The organism is Sphingopyxis sp. JAI128, from assembly GCF_014207235.1.
Classification (GTDB): domain Bacteria; phylum Pseudomonadota; class Alphaproteobacteria; order Sphingomonadales; family Sphingomonadaceae; genus Sphingopyxis.
The window spans coordinates 371941-389042 of sequence record NZ_JACHDA010000002.1 but is presented as its reverse complement, the minus strand read 5'-3'; the positions used below and the strand labels follow the sequence as shown (position 1 = coordinate 389042).

At 64.1% G+C, this 17102-nt stretch carries 14 protein-coding genes and 1 other RNA gene; 12 read left to right on the top strand and 3 right to left on the bottom strand.

Annotated features, from left to right (window positions below; translation table 11 throughout):
• Positions 1 to 15 precede the first annotated feature (15 nt).
• The 5 genes from HDC35_RS05840 (at position 16) to HDC35_RS05820 (ending at position 6291) form a co-directional block, all read left to right on the top strand.
• Entirely contained in the window at positions 16 to 390 is a 375-nt protein-coding gene (locus HDC35_RS05840; RefSeq protein WP_058802094.1) for a response regulator, read from the top strand.
• A 76-nt stretch (positions 391 to 466) separates the two neighbouring features.
• Positions 467 to 1507 carry a chemotaxis-specific protein-glutamate methyltransferase CheB gene (gene cheB / locus HDC35_RS05835; protein WP_221438156.1) on the top strand — a complete coding sequence of 347 codons (1041 nt, stop codon included), beginning with the start codon at positions 467 to 469 and terminating at the stop codon, positions 1505 to 1507.
• Entirely contained in the window at positions 1504 to 2361 is an 858-nt protein-coding gene (locus HDC35_RS05830) for a protein-glutamate O-methyltransferase CheR (RefSeq protein ID WP_184644607.1), read from the top strand. The genes cheB and HDC35_RS05830 overlap by 4 nt, the downstream gene beginning before the upstream one ends.
• 91 nt (positions 2362 to 2452) lie before the next feature.
• Positions 2453 to 3154: an N-acetylmuramoyl-L-alanine amidase gene (locus HDC35_RS05825; RefSeq protein ID WP_184644605.1), complete on the top strand. Its 702-nt coding sequence runs from the start codon at positions 2453 to 2455 to the stop codon at positions 3152 to 3154.
• Positions 3155 to 3447: 293 nt separating this feature from the next.
• Positions 3448 to 6291, top strand: a complete 2844-nt coding sequence (locus tag HDC35_RS05820) for a TonB-dependent receptor domain-containing protein (RefSeq protein WP_184644603.1) — start codon at positions 3448 to 3450, stop codon at positions 6289 to 6291.
• 79 nt (positions 6292 to 6370) lie between these two features.
• Here the strand turns inward: HDC35_RS05820 and HDC35_RS05815 are convergent, their stop codons facing one another.
• Complete coding sequence (locus HDC35_RS05815; RefSeq protein WP_184644601.1) at positions 6371 to 7489, bottom strand: membrane dipeptidase; 1119 nt, start codon at positions 7487 to 7489, stop codon at positions 6371 to 6373.
• 108 nt (positions 7490 to 7597) lie between these two features.
• Between HDC35_RS05815 and rnpB the strand changes: the two genes are divergently transcribed.
• From rnpB to HDC35_RS05800, 3 genes are all read left to right on the top strand, one after another.
• Positions 7598 to 7996: RNase P RNA component class A (gene rnpB, locus HDC35_RS05810), an RNA gene on the top strand.
• Between the two features lie 74 nt (positions 7997 to 8070).
• Positions 8071 to 8226, top strand: a complete 156-nt coding sequence (locus tag HDC35_RS05805) for a hypothetical protein (protein WP_184644599.1) — start codon at positions 8071 to 8073, stop codon at positions 8224 to 8226.
• A 285-nt stretch (positions 8227 to 8511) separates the two neighbouring features.
• Positions 8512 to 10221 (top strand): caspase family protein, encoded by a 1710-nt coding sequence (locus HDC35_RS05800; RefSeq protein ID WP_184644597.1) that lies wholly within the window; start codon positions 8512 to 8514, stop codon positions 10219 to 10221.
• Between the two features lie 3 nt (positions 10222 to 10224).
• Here the strand turns inward: HDC35_RS05800 and greB are convergent, their stop codons facing one another.
• On the bottom strand, positions 10225 to 10707 hold the full coding sequence (gene greB, locus HDC35_RS05795; protein ID WP_184644595.1) for a transcription elongation factor GreB: 483 nt from the start codon (positions 10705 to 10707) through the stop codon (positions 10225 to 10227).
• A gap of 6 nt (positions 10708 to 10713) precedes the next feature.
• Complete coding sequence (locus tag HDC35_RS05790) at positions 10714 to 12744, bottom strand: lytic transglycosylase domain-containing protein (RefSeq protein ID WP_184644593.1); 2031 nt, start codon at positions 12742 to 12744, stop codon at positions 10714 to 10716.
• A 100-nt stretch (positions 12745 to 12844) separates the two neighbouring features.
• Between HDC35_RS05790 and dapA the strand changes: the two genes are divergently transcribed.
• From dapA to HDC35_RS05770, 4 genes are all read left to right on the top strand, one after another.
• On the top strand, positions 12845 to 13720 hold the full coding sequence (dapA, locus tag HDC35_RS05785; protein WP_184644591.1) for a 4-hydroxy-tetrahydrodipicolinate synthase: 876 nt from the start codon (positions 12845 to 12847) through the stop codon (positions 13718 to 13720).
• A 9-nt stretch (positions 13721 to 13729) separates the two neighbouring features.
• Positions 13730 to 14215 (top strand): SsrA-binding protein SmpB, encoded by a 486-nt coding sequence (smpB, locus tag HDC35_RS05780; protein ID WP_184644589.1) that lies wholly within the window; start codon positions 13730 to 13732, stop codon positions 14213 to 14215.
• Between the two features lie 32 nt (positions 14216 to 14247).
• The gene (locus tag HDC35_RS05775; protein ID WP_311770722.1) at positions 14248 to 14835 is read left to right on the top strand and encodes a DUF2062 domain-containing protein; all 588 of its coding nucleotides are present in this window, start codon (positions 14248 to 14250) and stop codon (positions 14833 to 14835) included.
• 110 nt (positions 14836 to 14945) lie between these two features.
• Positions 14946 to 16988 carry a M13 family metallopeptidase gene (locus HDC35_RS05770; protein WP_184644585.1) on the top strand — a complete coding sequence of 681 codons (2043 nt, stop codon included), beginning with the start codon at positions 14946 to 14948 and terminating at the stop codon, positions 16986 to 16988.
• The last annotated feature ends 114 nt before the right edge of the window (positions 16989 to 17102 follow it).

Genomic DNA, 17102 nt, shown 5'->3' with positions numbered 1-17102 from the left:
TCGGAGTTAAATTTGATGTCGAAATCTTGTCTGGTGGTCGATGACAGCAAAGTCATTCGCAAGGTCGCGCGCCATATCCTTGAAAGCATGTCCTTTGCCGTCGAAGAGGCGGCCGACGGGCAGGAAGCGCTGACCTTTTGCCGCGCCAATCGTCCTGATGTGATCCTGCTCGACTGGAACATGCCGGTGATGAGCGGAATGGAGTTTCTCGGTGCCTTCAACGACCTCGATTATGGGCACGAAGAGCGGCCGCGCGTCGTTTTCTGCACCACCGAAAACAGCATCGACCATATCCGCGCCGCGATCGAGGCGGGTGCCGACGAATATGTAATGAAGCCGTTCGATCGCGAAACGCTGGAAGGAAAATTGCAGCTCGTCGGCATCGCCTGATTTTTCGAGGTTATTTGTGGCTCGACCGCAACCCCTGATATCCGATCCAGAGCCGTCGGCGCGGGCGGTCAGGGTGATGCTCGTCGATGACAGCCTGGTCGTGCGGAGCATTCTCGAGCGCATCGTCGACCAGCGCCCCGGGCTCGAGATTTGCGCGTCGGTCGCATCGGCGCACGACGCGCTGGCCTATCTGGCACGCGAACCCGTCGATGTCGTCGTCCTCGATATCGAAATGCCGGGCATGAACGGTATCGACGCCCTGCCGCATATATTGCAGCGCGCCGAAAAGGCCCGCGTGCTGATCCTCTCGTCCAACTGTGTAGAGGGCGGCCCGGCGGCTATCGACGCGCTCGCGCTCGGTGCCAGCGATACCTTGGCAAAGCCGGGTCGCGGCAGTTTTTCTGGCCGCTTCGCCGAAATACTGACCGACCGGATCATGACGCTCGGCCACCGGCGCGACTATCCGGTCCCGGTCCCGGTTGCCGAACGCCGCGTCCCCGCTCCGGTCGCGCTGGCGATCGATACCGATCAGCCGATCGAATGCATCGCGGTCGCCGCATCGACCGGCGGCATTCCCGCCTTCACCAACTTCCTCGCCAACCTCGACCCGCGCATCACCGCGCCGATCCTGCTGACGCAGCACCTGCCCGACGCCTTCATGGAATTTTACGCGCGCCAGATCGCGACGATGACCGCGCGCCGTGTGCATGTTGCCGCGGCGGGCATGATCGTCGAAGCCGGTCACATCTACCTCGCCCCCGGCGACGCGCATCTGCTCGTCGTGGCGAACGGCCGCCGCCGCGAAATCGCGCTCGACCACCGCCCGGTCGACAATGGCTGCTGTCCGTCTGCCGACCCGATGCTCGACGCGGTTGCCGAAGTCTATGGCAAGGGCGGCGTTGCAGTCATCCTCAGCGGGATGGGCCGCGACGGTGCGGTCGGCGCAGCGCGGCTGAAGCAGGCGGGGGGAACGGTTTTTGCGCAGGCGCCCGAAAGCTGCGTGATCTGGGGCATGCCCGGCGCCGTCGCCAAGGCCGGCATCGCTGCGGCGACGCTCAATCCCGATGCGATCGCGCTGATGCTCGGCAGCTTCCTTCGCGGCCGCCGCCGGTCATGATGGGCGGCAGCGCCAGCGAGTCGGCCTACCGTGTCCTGATGGGCGTCCTCGAATCGCGGACGGGGCAGACCCTGTCGCCGAACCGCATCTGGCGGATCGAAATGTCGCTGAAGCCCGTGATGCAGCGTCACGGAATTGCCGACCTTGATGCGCTGGTCGCGGCGCTGGTGACGTCGAAAAGCCGACAGTTGCTCGACGATACCGTCGACGCGATGCTCAACAACGAAACCTATTTCTATCGCGAACACAGCGTTTTCGATGACATAGCTGCCACTGCGCTTGAACGGATCCGCGACATCAACGCGTCGCGGCGGCGGGTGACGATCTGGCATTGCGGCGTATCGACGGGGCAGGAAGCCTATTCGCTCGCGATGCTGATCGCCGAACAGGGCGAAAAATGGGCGGGCTGGCAGGTCAACATCGTCGGGACCGACGTCAGCTATCACGCGATCGCGCGCGCGCGCGTCGGGCTCTACAGCCAGTTCGAAATCCAGCGCGGCCTGCCGGTACAGCGCATGGTGCGCTGGTTCGACCAGACCGAGGGCGGCTGGTTGGCGAAAGCCGACCTCAGGCGCCGCATCGACTTTTCTGTCCAGAACATGCTGATCGACCGGCCGCCGCTCGCCAGCCCCGCCGACCTTATTTTCTGCCGCAACCTGCTGCTCTATTTTTCGGCGCCGATGCGCCAGAAGGCCTTTGCCCGGCTGCGCGCGATGGCGGCGCCGCAAAGCTTTCTCGTGCTCGGCGCAGGGGAAACGGTGCTCGGCCAGACCGACCAGTTCGTCGCAAGCCCGCGACTGCGCGGCCTCTACGAGCCCGCCGACCAGCAGGTGCGTCGCGCCACGGCGGCCTAGCGCATCCCTTCGGGACCGGCTTCGCCTTGCTTTTTATGCGCCGCTGGCGCAATCGACGGCTTGGCAAGGACAGGACGGGCCCGCAAAGCGAATGAGCGATTTTATCGAACGCTGGTCTCCCAATTTCGACGAGCGCGCCTTGCCCATCTCGATGATCGTCCTGCACTATACCGGCATGAAGTCGGGGGCGGAGGCAATCGACCGCCTCGCCGATCCCGAAGCCAAGGTGTCGGCGCATTATGTCGTCAGCGAGGATGGCCAGATCACCCAAATGGTGCCCGAGGACAAGCGCGCCTGGCACGCGGGAAAGGCACACTGGCGCGGCGTCAGCGACATCAATTCGGCGAGCGTCGGGATCGAGATCGTCAATCCGGGACATGAATGGGGCTATGTGCCCTTTCCCGACCCGCAAGTCGCGTCCGTCGTCCGCCTCGTCCACCTGATCAAGGATCGCCACGCGATCACGCGCGGCAATGTCGTCGGCCATTCGGATATCGCGCCGACGCGCAAGCAGGACCCGGGCGAGCTCTTTCCATGGGAGGAACTTGCGCGCCGCCGTCTCGCGCTGCCGCGGCCGACCAAGAAGCTGACCGATCCTTTATGGACCGATGCCGGCTTCCTGCTTGCGCTCGAGCGTTTCGGCTACGACGTGACCGATGGCTTCGCGGCGACGGTGGCGTTCCAGCGCCGCTTCCGCCCCCAACTGATCGACGGGACGATCGATGGCGAATGCCGCGCGATCCTGCTCGCGCTGCTGCTGCCCCAGCCCGAGGGCGACACAATGCAGCTCTAGAAAGACGGCGTTTGCAGGGGAGAGCGATACAGCCGTCCGCGACAGGCTGTCGTCAAGCTGTTGCAAATAAGTCACAAATGTGCAGGAAAATTCTGTCACGCTGAGAAGGCACTTTACCGACCGGCTTTTGAGGAGCATCGCGCGCTGCAGGGGAGGATGACAACGGGTTTCAACGCCTTCCCTTGATGTTGTCCTTTCCATTCTGCCCCAATGCAGCGAGGACAATAACTGTGAACAACGCATATCTCCCCCGGTTAAAATGGACTGCCGCACCGCTCGTGTTGAGCGTTGCGATGATTTCGGCCCCCGTGCAGGCACAGGATGCCGCGGCTGCGGAGGAAGTGAGCGGAGACACGATCGTCGTCACCGGCTCGCGTATCGCGCGCGCCGATCTCACTTCGTCGGTTCCCGTTTCGGTCGTCAGCCAGGAACAGATCCAGCAGACCGGTGCGGCGAACATTCAGGACGTGCTGAACGAACTGCCGTCGGTCGGCCAGAACATCAGCCGCAATTCGACGAACTTCTCGACCACCGGTAACGGCATCGCGACCGTCAACCTGCGCAACCTCGGTTCGGCGCGCACCCTCGTTCTCGTCAACGGCCGCCGCTTCGTCGCCGGCCTGCCGGGCACGTCGGTCGTCGACCTCAACACCATCCCGACCGACCTGATCAAGGATGTCCAGGTTGTGACTGGCGGCGCTTCGGCGGTCTATGGTTCGGAAGCCATCGCGGGCGTCGTCAACTTCATTCTCGACGACAAGTTCGAAGGCATCCGTTTCCACGGTCAGGGCACGATCAGCGACGAAGGCGACTCGGGTCGCTATCTCGCCAGCCTGACCGCCGGCACGGCATTCGCCGACGGTCGCGGCCATATTGTCGTCAACGGCAGCTATGACCGCGACAATGGGCTGCGTTCGCGCGACCGCGGTTTTTCGGCGCACGACATTCCGAGCCGCAGCTCGTTCGCTTCGCAGGGCCTGTTCAGCCCCAATGGCCGTTTCCAATCGAACGGCACGACCTTCACCTATGGTCCCGGCAATGTACTGAAGCCGTACGAGGGCGCGAACATTGACGGTTATGACCGTAACCAGGACCGCTACCTCGGCGTGCCCGTCGAGCGTTATCTGGTGACGGGCCTTGCAAGCTACGAATTGTCGGACAATGCAACGCTGTTCTTCGAAGGCAGCTATGCCAAGAGCAAGTCGCGCTCGAGCCTCGAGCCGCAGGCGGTCGCCAATACCGACCTCGTCAATGCGGACGGTACGCCCTATGCGGGCATTCCGCTCAGCAACCCCTTCGTGCCGCAGGCGATCCGCGATTATGTCACGACCATGGCACCGATCCTCAACAACGATGCCGATCCCAATAATGATATCAGCACGACCGACCTGCCGTTCCGTCGCCGCTCGAACGATATCTTCGACCGCAGCAACAAGAACGACCGTGAAACCTGGCGCGCCGTCGCCGGCCTGCGCGGCAGCTTTGCCGACAGCCTCAACTACGAAGCCTATTACGCGCACGGAGAAACCAAGGACTACACCCGGTCGGGCACGATCTTCGGTCCGCAATATGTCAACGCGCTGAACGCCGTTGCGGGTCCGAACGGTCCCGTCTGCAGCATCAACGTCGACGCCAATCCGAACAACGACGATGCGGCATGCGCGCCGATCGACATCTTCGGCTTCAATACGGTTTCGGCCGCTGCCGCGGACTATGTGACCCGTGGCGGCCAACTGTCGGAATATCGCGCCAAGGTGAAGCAGGACGTCTTCTCGGCCTCGGTCTCGGGCGAAGTGTTCGAGCTTCCGGGCGGCGCGCTGAGCTTTGCCACCGGCTTCGAATATCGCCGCGAAAAGAGCAGCGAAGATTTCGACGAAGCGACGAACCTCGGCCAGACGCTCGGCAATCTGCTGACCGACACCCGCGGCAAATATAATGTGAAGGAAGGCTTCCTCGAAGTCGTGGCGCCGATCCTGTCGGATCGCCCCTTCTTCCATTATCTCGGCCTCGAAGGCGCTGTGCGCTATTCCGACTATTCGACGGTCGGCGGCGTATGGAGCTGGAAGGCCGGCGGTGAATGGGCTCCCATTCCGGATATCCGTTTCCGCGGTATCTATTCGGAAGCGACCCGTGCACCGAACATCTCGGAACTCTTCTCGGCACAGAGCGAAACCTTCCCGGCCGTGGTTGACCCCTGCGACCAGAAGGAAGGCGGTGGCGATACCGGAGCGATCACGCTTCCGGCGAGCCAACTGTCCGCGGCATGTCTGGCAATTCCCGCGATCGCGGCGGCGGCAAACAACGGAGGCTTCGTCTATTCGACCGCGGACATTCAGACCATCAATGGCTTCCTCGGCGGCAATCGCAACCTCAATGAGGAAACCGCGAAAACCTTGACCCTCGGTGCGGTGTTCCAGCCGCGCTTCGCCCGTGGGCTCAGCCTGACGGTCGACTATTACCGGATCAAGCTGAAGAACGCGATCGGCATCATCGGCCAGCAGACCTCGCTTAACGAGTGCATGACCGGCAATGGCGACGCGCTGTTCTGCGACAATATCACCCGCGACGCGACCGGCCGGGTCACGCAGGTCGATGCGTTCAACCTGAACACCGGTTCGTTCCTCGTTTCGGGCATCGATACGCAGGTCAAGTACAGCACGACCTTCGGCGAAGCGGGCCGGTTCGACCTGTCCGCCTTCTGGACGCACCTTCTGAAACAGCAGCAGACCTCCTATCCGGGCGGTCCGACGCAGAAGGAAGTCGGCCAGCTCGATTGCTACAGCTGCGGCCGTCTCGGCACGGGTTTCCGTGACAAGGTCAATGTTTCGGCCACCGTTGGCTGGGATAATGTCTCGCTCAACTGGCGCGTGAACTATCTGTCGTCGGTCGTCGACGATCTGACCGATCCGGACCGCATCAGCACGGGGGCCTATTGGTACCACGATGCACAGCTGCGCTTCGGTATCGACGACAGCAAGAAGTATGAATTCTACCTCGGCATCGACAATGTGTTCGACAAGAAGCCGCCGGTGTTCGGTGACACGAACCCTGTGACCTTCCCGGGTGCCCAGACGTCGGCAACGACTTACGACCTTTACGGCCGTCTGTTCTATGCCGGTGTGGACTTCCGCTTCTAAAGGCCATGCGGCCCCGGCTTGCCGGGGTTCGCAGAAAAGGAAGGGGCGGCTCCTCGCGGGGCCGCCCCTTTCTTTTGCCTCAGCCCAGCACGTCGGTCAGTACGCGCTGCCAGTTCCCGCCCATGATCTTGTCGACCTCTCGGGGTGCGAATCGTGCCTTGTCGAGCGCTGCGGCGATCGTCGCCATGCGACCGATATTGTTGAGCTCGGGGATCACAACATGCTCGGGCGTCCAATCGAAGCCGGCGATTTGCTGGTCGCGCATCGCCTGCCACCAGGACAGATATTCTTGCACACCCGCGGCGTTGTCGTTCTTCAGCGCAACGAGGTTGGTCTGGCCCGCCATCGGGAAATCGTTCGAAATTCCGACCGCTTCGATACCCGCGACATTCGCGACATGGCGAATTTGCGCGATCAAATGATCGACCGTCGGGACCGGGTCGCGTGTCAGCCAGAAGCTCATCATGAAAATGCCCATCATGCCGCCCTTGTCGGCGATCGCGCGGATCACGGTGTCCGAGGCGCAGCGGGGGTGGTCGACGATCGCCTTGCACGCCCCGTGCGACAGCAGGATCGGAGTCGTGCTGCGCCGCGCGACCGCCAGCATCGTCGGTTCCGACCCGTGTGAAACATCGGGAACGATACCGACACGGTTCATCTCGGCCAGCCCCTCGATGCCGAGCGGCGTCAATCCGCTCCATTCGCGCTCGAGCGCGCCACCGGCAAAGAGATTGTTGTTGTGATGGGTGAATTGCAGGACGCGCAGGCCGCGGCGATGGAAGTCCGCGATCCGCGCCAGGTCGGTGCCTACGGGTTCGCATGACTGGAATTGCAGGAAGGTCGCGCAGCCGGGGCGCGAGCTGATGTCCGATCCTTTGAGCGCGACGAACGCCTCCGGCCGGGTCGCAAGCCGTTCAATGGCTGCATCGAGCGCCGCGCTGCATTTTTCATAGGTTCGCAAATAGCGGGGAACATTGTCCGCGTCGCGCACCTCCTCGATTTCCGAAATGTCGCAGATCATACCGCCAAGACCTGCCGCGCGAAGCTCGGCGAGGTTGTCGGGCAGGAAGCTGAGGCCGTCGATCATCACTGGCGGCTTCGCGGTGGCATGGGCGCCCAGACCATGCGCGGCGGCGATGGCGGCGCCGGTGGCAAGGAAGGATCGGCGATTCATCACGGATGGGCGGGGAGGCGTCATTCTTCACTCCTGAACGGCATCGCGGCCGGTTTGGTGGGGCTTTGCGACAAATCGCAAGCGCGTTCGTTGCGCTCGCACAATGCTTGCAACATTGCTATACTCGACCGGCCAGAGGGTCGGGCGATCGCCGCTTTCGCGAGGAAGGGGAGGAAAGTCCGGGCTCCACGGAAATCGCGGTGCCGGATAACGTCCGGCGGCTCCGGGAAACCGGAGTCAGGGAAAGTGCCACAGAGAGCAGACCGCCAAAGGCTTCGGCCCGGCGAAAGGTGAAAGGGTGCGGTAAGAGCGCACCGCGCGGACGGTAACGGACGCGGCATGGCAAACCCCACCGGGAGCAAGGTCGAATAGGGACGGCGCGAGTTCGCTTCTTCGGGGGCAATTCGGGGCGGATTCCGGCCCAGCCGTCCGGGTTGACTGCTTGAGCGTTCGGGTAACCGGACGCCTAGAGGAATGATCGCCTATCCCCGAAGGGGTGGACAGAACCCGGCTTACAGACCCTCTGGCATCCTCTCCCCAACGCCGGCGCGGGAACCGCGCGCCAAGGGACTGCGTTCTGAAGCAAAGCAGAAGGGAGACACGCGATGAAAGTCGTCGACGATCATGTCGAAGTGGACGAAACCGAAGCGAGCGGTGGGGTCAAAGGGCATAATGTCCGCTATGTGCTGGCTTTTTCGCTGGCCGCAGTGATTGTCGTTCTGTCCGCGATCTGGATCGTTCCGGCCCTGTTGCAGCCCTGAACGCTGTTCATTTGGGCCGGGTCAGGCGGACAAGTTCCTATTCGGCGCTTGGGGTCTCCTCCATGAGGATAGTCGTGCCGCCTGCCTGGACCGGCGGCGATCGTATCGCGCTGCCACCGCCAGCGATCGCGCTCTAGCCAATTTCCCCTTTCCTACATCATTCCGCGGACCTAGCTTTGCCCGCGGGGTCGACGGATGTTGCAATGATGCGAATCCGGAGTGAAGTTGCGCAGATTTCCGCCATTGTTCGCGCGAATCTGACGATAAGCCAGGGGGGCGCGGCGCGTGGGGAAATCGTGGCGGATCGGTGCGCTGGGTGCGGCGCTTTTGGGTCTTGCGCCGCCGGCGATGGCAGACCCGCCGGTGGGCACTTGCGGCACCGCGCCGCTGCGCGGCGACCGCGTGGCCCTGCTCATCGGCAACAGCGCGTATAACGACTGGGAATGGCCCTCGCTGAAAAACGCCGTGAACGACATCGACCATGTCTGCGATGCCTTCGCCAAGGCCGGCATCGCGCCGCGGATCGTACGTAATGCCGATATGGCATCGCTCGACGCCGCACTGACGCGTTTTGCCGCCGAGGCGGCGGGCGCGAAATCGGTCATCCTCTATTATGCCGGGCATGGCTTCGAATATGGCGGGCGCAATTGGCTGGTGCCGATGGACGCGCCGCCGGCCGCGCGCCGCGCCGATGTCGAAAAACGCTATTTGTCGATCGAGGCGGCGGTCCGGCGCGTGGTGCCCGACGGCGCTTTCACTTTGGTGTTCGTCGATGCCTGCCGCACCGCCGATCCTGTGGTGCGGATCGAGGATGCCGATGTCGCACGGGGCGATGCGGGGTCGGCGCCGCTCGGCCTTCTGGACATCGGACAAGGGGCGGTCTTCTATTCGACGGCAAAGGGGCGCCCGGCGCTCGATTTCGCGCCCGTCGGTTCGCCGGTCAGCCCCTTCGCGGCGGCAGTGGTCAAGGAACTCGCAATCCCCGGCCTCGAAATCGGCGACTATTTCAAGGTCGTCGCGCGCGAGGTGTATCGGCGAACGCACGATATGGACCTGGGGCCGCAGCAACCCTTTCACTACGGCAGCTGGTTCGACGATTTTTATCTGGTCGCACCGCCTGAATTGCCCGCGGCCGCGGTCGCGGCCTTGCCGACCCCGGCGGCGTCTGCCGCATCCCCGGCCGGTACAACCCGCGGTGCCGCCACGCCAGTGATCGATCCGCTCGGCGGTATTGGGCTCGACCGCCTGGCGATCGAGGACGAACCCTTGCTGATCGCCGACGTCCTTTCGCGCCATCGGGCCGGCGAGTTGGTAGCGCTGGCCGATGGCGGGCATCCTCTCGCGCAGCAGCTGGCCGGCTATATGTTCTCGCTGGGCGTCGGCGTGAAACAGGATATGGCGCGCGCGCGCGCCTATCTTGAACGGTCCGCCGAACAGGGTTTCCCGGCGGGGCAGACCGAATTGGCCTATCTGCTTCTTGGCTCGGACCCGTCGGCGGCGGACAAGGCGCGGGCGCAGACCCTCTATCGCGCCGCCTCCGATGCGGGTTTCTCGAAGGCCAAGACGCATCTTGCCTATCATCTCGCCCGGGGCAGCTTCGGCCCGCCCGATTTCGCCGCATCGCGAACGCTGTATGCCGAGGCGGCGGCGCAGGGGCATCCCGCCGCCATGTTCGCGCTTACCCATTTCCCGGACCTGCGCGCGGCGAACATGGCGCGGCTGCGCGAACTCGCCGACGCGGGCAATCCCGAAGGCAATCACTGGCTCTGCGAGGCGCAATTCGACGGCAAGCGGCTGACCGGCGGCGCTGAGGATTGCGCGATCGCGGCGCGGGCGGGCTTCGCGGGGTCGCGCGCGCTCCTCGCGCATGCCTATGCAAAGGGCGAGGGTGTTGCGGCGGATCCGAAGGAGGCGGCGCATTGGGCGCGGCTGGCGCGGGACCTGCCCGAACTCAGGCAGGACCAGCGCGATCTGGTCGCGGGAATCGGCGAATGACGGTCAGGGATAGCTGACCGCTATCACTTCCCATTCCTTGGGTCCGGCGGGAAGCTGCACCGTGCGCAGGTCGCCGATCGCGGCGCCGCGCAGCGCGCGGGCGAGGGGGCTGTTCCAGCCGATCCGGCCGGCGCCCGCGTCGGCTTCGTCGTCGCCCACCAGCGTGACGATGCGGCGCGCGTCGTCATCGCCCGCCAGTTCGATCGTGGCGCCGAACCAGATGCGGCTCTTGTCGGGCTGGTCGGCCGGATCGACGACGCGCGCCGCCTTCATGCGGCGGGCGAGGAAACCCAGTCGCCGGTCGATCTCGCGCAGCCGCTTGCGACCATAGATATAATCGCCATTCTCGCTGCGGTCGCCATTGCCCGCCGCCCAGCTGATCACGTCGACGAGCTTGGGGCGTTCGTCGCCGAGCAGCGCGTCATATTCGGCGCGCAGCGCGGCATAACCCGCCGGGCTGATAATATTCGTCTTTTCCCCCGCCATATGATCTCAGCCGGGCGTGCGTTTGCCGAGATAGAAGCTCAGCGGCGCCTGCGCCCGCGCCGCGCCGCCTTCACGCAGCGTGTCGTAAACGACGGCGTTCTCGAGCACGCGCTGCACATAATTTTTCGTTTCGAAAATCGGGATCGCCTCGATCCAGTCGAGCATCTCGATCGATCCGGTGCGGGGATCGCCGTTGGCGCGCAGCCATTTGTTCACATTGCCGGGCCCGGCGTTATAGGCCGCGACCGCCAGCGGGTAGCTGCCGCCATAATAGCGGAGCATCTGCTGGAAATAGGTCGATCCCAGCATCATGTTGTAATTGGTGTCGGTCGTCAGCGATCCGGCGTCATAGCTCATCCCCAGCTTACCCGCGACTTCGCGCGCGGTGCCGGGCATCAACTGCATCATGCCGCGCGCACCGGCGTGGCTGATCGCGGCGCGGTCGAACTGGCTTTCCTGCCGCGTGATCGCATGGATGAAGGTCCAGTTGCTTTCATGCCCCGCTGGGACGCGCACCGTCGGAAAGCCCGAGACTTCTACCGCGTCGAGGCTGTTCGCTTGCGCGCTGCGGCCAATCATCACGCCGAGGTCGGGGCGACCGATCTGCTTGGCAAGCTGCCCGGCCAACACATGGTCGGCGGGCGATGTCGCCTTTTGCGCCAGCGCGCGCAGGAACAGCGACTGTTCGCGCCACGCGCCGATTTCGCCGAGCGCGCGCGCGGCGCGGACGAGGCGGTCGTCCTCGAAATCGCGGCGCGCCTCGTTGCTAACCTCGATGGTCGGATTGGGGGTCGGCCTGGGCTGCGGGCGGTTCAGCCGTTCGAGCGACAACTGGCCGTAGAATTGATCATAATGCTGCGCGGCATCGGCGAAATGGGCGTTCGCCGCCGCGCGGTCGCCGGCGGCGAGCGCGGCACGGCCCGCCCAGTAAAATCCCTTGGTCCGCGTCTGCGCCGAACGCGCCGCTTCGCCATAGGCGCGATACAGCTTCGCCGCCTCCGCCGGGCGGCCCAGATCCTTGAGCGCGAGTTGCCCAGCGAGCCAGGCGAGCGAGGTATAATCGTCGCGCACGCCCAGCGGTGTTTCGCGGACGACGGTACCGGCGGGAAGCGCATCGTCGAGCTGGCGCGCGATATGATAGGCGGTCGTCTTGTCGCCGCCGGCGTCGGCGAGGCGCGCGTTGGTAAGCAGCGTTTCCAGCCATTCTTCGGCATCGGTCGGCGCCTTCGCGAGCGATCGCGGCGCGGCGAGCAGCGCGCGCGCTTCGCCAACGCGGCCGGCCTTGCGCAGCCACGTTGCCTTATCGGTGATATAGCCAGCGTCGCTGCGGATCAGGGACGGGTTGGCGCTTTCGACCGCCGAGGCCTGAAAAGCCGCATCGACCGCGCCGCTCCGCATCGCGAGCCGCGCTGCGAACACCGCCCGCTTTTCGGGCGAGGTAAAGGCGAGTTGACGGCTCGCGGCTGCGGTCGCGCCCGACCAGAGCAGGCGGTCCATGCGTGCATCATGATCGGCGGGCGTGATCGCGCCGGGAAACAGGCTCAGCGCGCGGCTGGTCTCATAATCGTCGAGCATTCCGCCCGTCCACGCGCGGCGAACGGCTGCATTGGCCTCGTCGCGCCGCCCCGTCGCATTGAGCGCGAGCGCATAGCGCAAATGGCCGCTCGCCGTTTGCGGCGGATAAGCTTGGAAATAGGCGAGCGTGCGCGCGGGGTCGTAGCTGTCGAGCGAAATCGCCTTTTCGGCGCGGCTGCGCATCTTGTCGGCGTCGGGCCAGTCCCTGTTCGCCATCAGGAAGCGCGAGAGCTGGTCGAACGATGCGCCGCTATTGGCAGTGAGCCGGCGCCACTCCATCACTGCGTCGCCGACTGAATTCGTGGCCGGCGGTGCGCCCGAAGCCGATGCCAGGCCCATCTGGGCGCGGTACCAGGCCATTTGTTCGGGGGTGAGTTCGCTGGCATGGACAGCGGTCGGAATGAGAAGGGCCGCGGCGAGCGCGAGACGGGAAATATGGGGCAGCGAGATCATAGCGGCCATGCTAATGCCAAACTCCTTGCGGGGCGCTGAATAGGCGTCCATTAGCGGCCCGCCGACGGGACTCTACCGGTCGGGGCGTGTTTTTGTAAAGGAGCGGAGCATGTTTTCGGGGTCGATTCCCGCCTTGGTGACGCCATTTCGCGATGGGGCGTTCGATGCCCCGGCCTTCGCGCGCCTCGTCGATTGGCAAATCAAGGAAGGCACCAGCGCGCTGGTGCCCTGCGGCACGACCGGCGAAAGCCCGACGCTCGGCTTCGACGAACATTATCGTGTCATCGACACCTGCATCGAGGCGGCGGCGGGTCGCGTGCCCGTGATCGCCGGTTGCGGGTCGAACGACACCGCGACCGCGATCCGCCACATGCGGCATGCGCAGGCCGCCGGCGCGGCGGCGGCATTAGTCGTCGCGCCCTATTACAACAAGCCGAGCCAGGAAGGGCTGATCGCGCATTACAAGGCGCTCGCCGACGCCAGCGACCTGCCGATCGTCGTCTACAATGTCCCCGGCCGCACCGTCGCCGACATCAGCGCCGAAACGATGTGCAGGCTCGCCGAAATCCCGACCGTTGTCGCGACGAAGGATGCGAGCGGCGACCTCGCGCGCGTGACGATCCATCGCGCCGGTGCCGGCAACGATTTCTGCCAACTCAGCGGGAACGACGACCTCTGGCTGCCGCACGCGGTGCTGGGCGGGGTCGGCTGCATCTCGGTCACCGCGAACGTCGCGCCGCGCCTTTGCGCCGATTTCGCCGCAGCGGCCGCAGCAGGGGACTGGGCGCGTGCGCTACTGCTGCACGACCGCCTGTTCGACCTGCACAGGGCGATGTTCTCCGACACCTCGCCCGGGCCAGTGAAATATGCGCTGTCGCGCATCCATGACTGGTTTTCGCCTGACGTGCGCCTACCTATCATTCCGGCGAACGAACCCTCGCGCGCCGCCGTCGACGCCGCATTGTCCGCGGCTGGAGTTATCTGAGCTTTCGTCATGGCCCGCCCGCAGTCCGCCGCCGAATTCGACAAGAAGAAGATCGTCGCCGAAAACAGGCGCGCGCGCTTCGACTATGCCATCGAACAGGTGTTCGAGGCGGGCATTGCTCTGCAGGGAACCGAGGTGAAGTCGCTGCGTTTCGGCGAAGGGACGATCGCCGAAAGCTATGCCGAAGTGACGGGCGGCGAAGTGTGGCTGATCAACGCCAACATCCCCGAGTTCAGTCATGGTAACCGTTTCAACCACGAGCCGAAGCGCCCGCGCAAGCTCTTGCTTAACTGGCGGGAGATCAACAAGTTGCACGCGGGTGTGATGCGCCAGGGGATGACGCTCGTCCCGCTCTCCGTCTATTTCAACAGCCGCGGCCGCGCCAAGGTCGAACTTGCGCTCGCCAAGGGCAAGAAGGCACACGACAAGCGCGAGTCAATCAAGGAACGCGACTGGAAGCGCGACAAGCAGCGCCTGCTGAAAGACCGCGGATGAGCGGCGGCAACTCTCGTGACAAGGCGACGGTCATGAACTGGATCCGCCGCAACTCGCCGACGCGCGAGGAATTGCTCGAAAGCCGCTTCATCAAGCCCTTTGCTCACAGGGTTGCGCATAGCCATTTGTGGCGTTTCACGCGGACCTCGGTGCGGCGGGGCACTGCGCTGGGGCTGTTCGTCGGCATTTTTTTCTTAATTCCGGGTGTCCAGATCCTCGGCGTCGCGCTGCTCGCGCTGCCCTTTCGCGCCAACATCCCGATCGGTGCGACGATGACCTTCCTGTCCAACCCGGTGACGACGCCGTTGATCCTCGCGGCGTCGGTGTGGCTGGGCAGTGCGCTGTTCGGCATGCACACCAATGTGTCCAACCTCTACATCCTCTACGACGAGGGCGCATCGCTGGTTGAATGGTGGCACTGGTTCACCGCCAACGCGGGTGCTGCGCTGCTCGGCGGGCTTGCCGGGCTATTCGTGATTTCGGTCGCCTCGGCAGTTATCGGCTACCTCCTCGCCTCGGTGATCTGGGACAATTGGATTCGCCTGCGTTGGCGTCGCAAGATTCGCCGCGCGCGCGATCAACGACTTGAGGCATCGACGAGCGACAAAGCTGCCGGTTGAACCGCCGACAGGCAGGCGTATAGCTGTTGCATCGTCGGTTCGCGTTGCGCCAGCGCGGTGCGGGCTGCCGCTTCATATTGAAATCGGGGAATATCATGAAAGCTTCGCATATGTCTTCGCGTCTGCTCGCGACCGCCGCGCTCGGCGCTCTGCTGCTTGCGGCTCCTGTCGCGGCCAAGGAGGATGCCGCCGCGGCGCCCGCCGCTGAAAACGCGGCAAAGCCCGTCATCGGCGATTTCGGTTTCGATCAGGCAGGCATGGACAAGAGCGTTCAGCCGGGCGACGATTTCTATGCCTATGCCAACGGCACCTGGGCCAAAAACACTCAGATTCCGGCCGACAAGTCGAACTATGGCATGTTCACGGCGCTCAACGACCTGTCGCAGACGCGCACGCGCGAAATCCTCGACGCGGCCAAGGGTGACCCGGACAGCATGATCGGCCGTGCTTATGCCTCCTATCTCGACAGTGCGACGGTCGAGGCGAAGGGACTCGCGCCGATCCAACCGTGGCTGAACAAGATCCGCTCCGTCGAAAAACCGGGTCTTGCGGCGCTGCTCGCCGAAGCCGACCGCAGCGGCGTGTCGCATTTCTTCGGCGGCTATGTCGGACAGGACGACAAGAATCCCGATGCCTATATCTACATCATCTTCCAGGGCGGGATCGGCATGCCCGACCGCGATTTCTACCTGAAGGACAATGAGCGGAACACCGCGCTGCAGGCGGCGTACCTCAAGCATCTCGAAAATGTCCTGACGCTGGCGGGCGAAACGGGCGCGGCGGCGCGGGCCAAGGCGATCTACGACTTCGAAAAGCAGGTCGCGATGGTCCATTGGGACAAGAACGACAGCAGCGACGCCACCAAGGCCTATAACAAGATGACCGTCGCCGAACTCGCCAAGACCGCGCCCGGTTTCGACTGGCTGACCTTCATCCGTGGGATCGGGGTCCAGGAGGACTCCCTGATCGTGTCGCAGCCAAGCGCCTTCACGGGCGAGGCCAAGCTGCTCGCCGAAGCGCCGATCGCGGTGGTCCGCGATATGCTGATCGTGCGCAGCCTCGACAGCTTTTCGGGCGTCCTGCCCGACGCCGTCGCGCAGGAAACCTTCTCCTTCTACAGCACCGCCCTGTCGGGCACGCCGCAGATGGAAGAGCGCTGGAAGCGCGCGGTCGACTTTACCACCGGCAATCTCGGCGATGCGGTCGGCAAGGATTATGTCGCGAAATATTTCCCGCCCGAAACCAAGGCAGCGATGGACACGCTCGTAAAGAATGTCCTCGACGCGATGGGGCGCCGCATCGACGGCCTGACGTGGATGCAGCCGCAAACCAAGGTTAAAGCGCGCGAGAAGCTGGCGAATTTCACCACCAAGATCGGCTACCCCGACCAGTGGAAAGACTATAGCAAGCTCGAAATTCGCGCCGACGACCTGTTCGGCAATGCGCTGCGGTCGAATCAGTTCGCGCATGACGACAATATCGGTCATCTCGGGGGACCAATCCGTCGCTGGGAATGGTTCATGACCCCGATGACGATCAACGCCTATGCCAATTTCGGCATGAACGAGATCGTCTTCCCCGCCGCAATCCTGCAGCCGCCTTTCTTCGATCCGCATGCCGACCCGGCGGTCAACTATGGCGGCATCGGCGCTGTCATCGGTCACGAGGTCAGCCATCATTTCGACGACCAAGGCGCGAAATATGACGAAACGGGCAAGCTTGCCGACTGGTGGACGGCGGAGGACGTCGAGGCGTTCGAGGCCGCGGGCGAAGCATTGATCGCGCAGTATAACGCTTACGAGGTCCTGCCCGGCGAACATCTCGACGGCAAATTCACACTGGGCGAGAATATCGGCGACCTCGCGGGTCTGACCGTCGCCTATGACGCGTACAAGGCGTCGCTGGGCGGCAAGGAAGCCCCGGTGATCGACGGGCTGACGGGCGATCAGCGCTTCTTCCTCGGCTGGGCACAGGTGTGGCGCCGCAACTATCGTGAGCAGAATCTGTCGCAGCGCATCACGACCGACCCGCATTCGCCCTCGATCCAGCGGACTTGGGTCTCGCGCAACCTTGACCCTTGGTATAAGGCCTATCAGATCAAGGAAGGCCAGAAACTCTATCTGGCGCCCAAGGACCGTGTCCGCATCTGGTGATGCACCGATAGAAAGACTGTCAATTGACCGCGCACAGCCTGCCCTCCGCTGATGGTGAATTCATCAGGGGGGCGGGCGCCGCCGGTCCCTTGTCGGCGCCGACGGGCCTGTCGC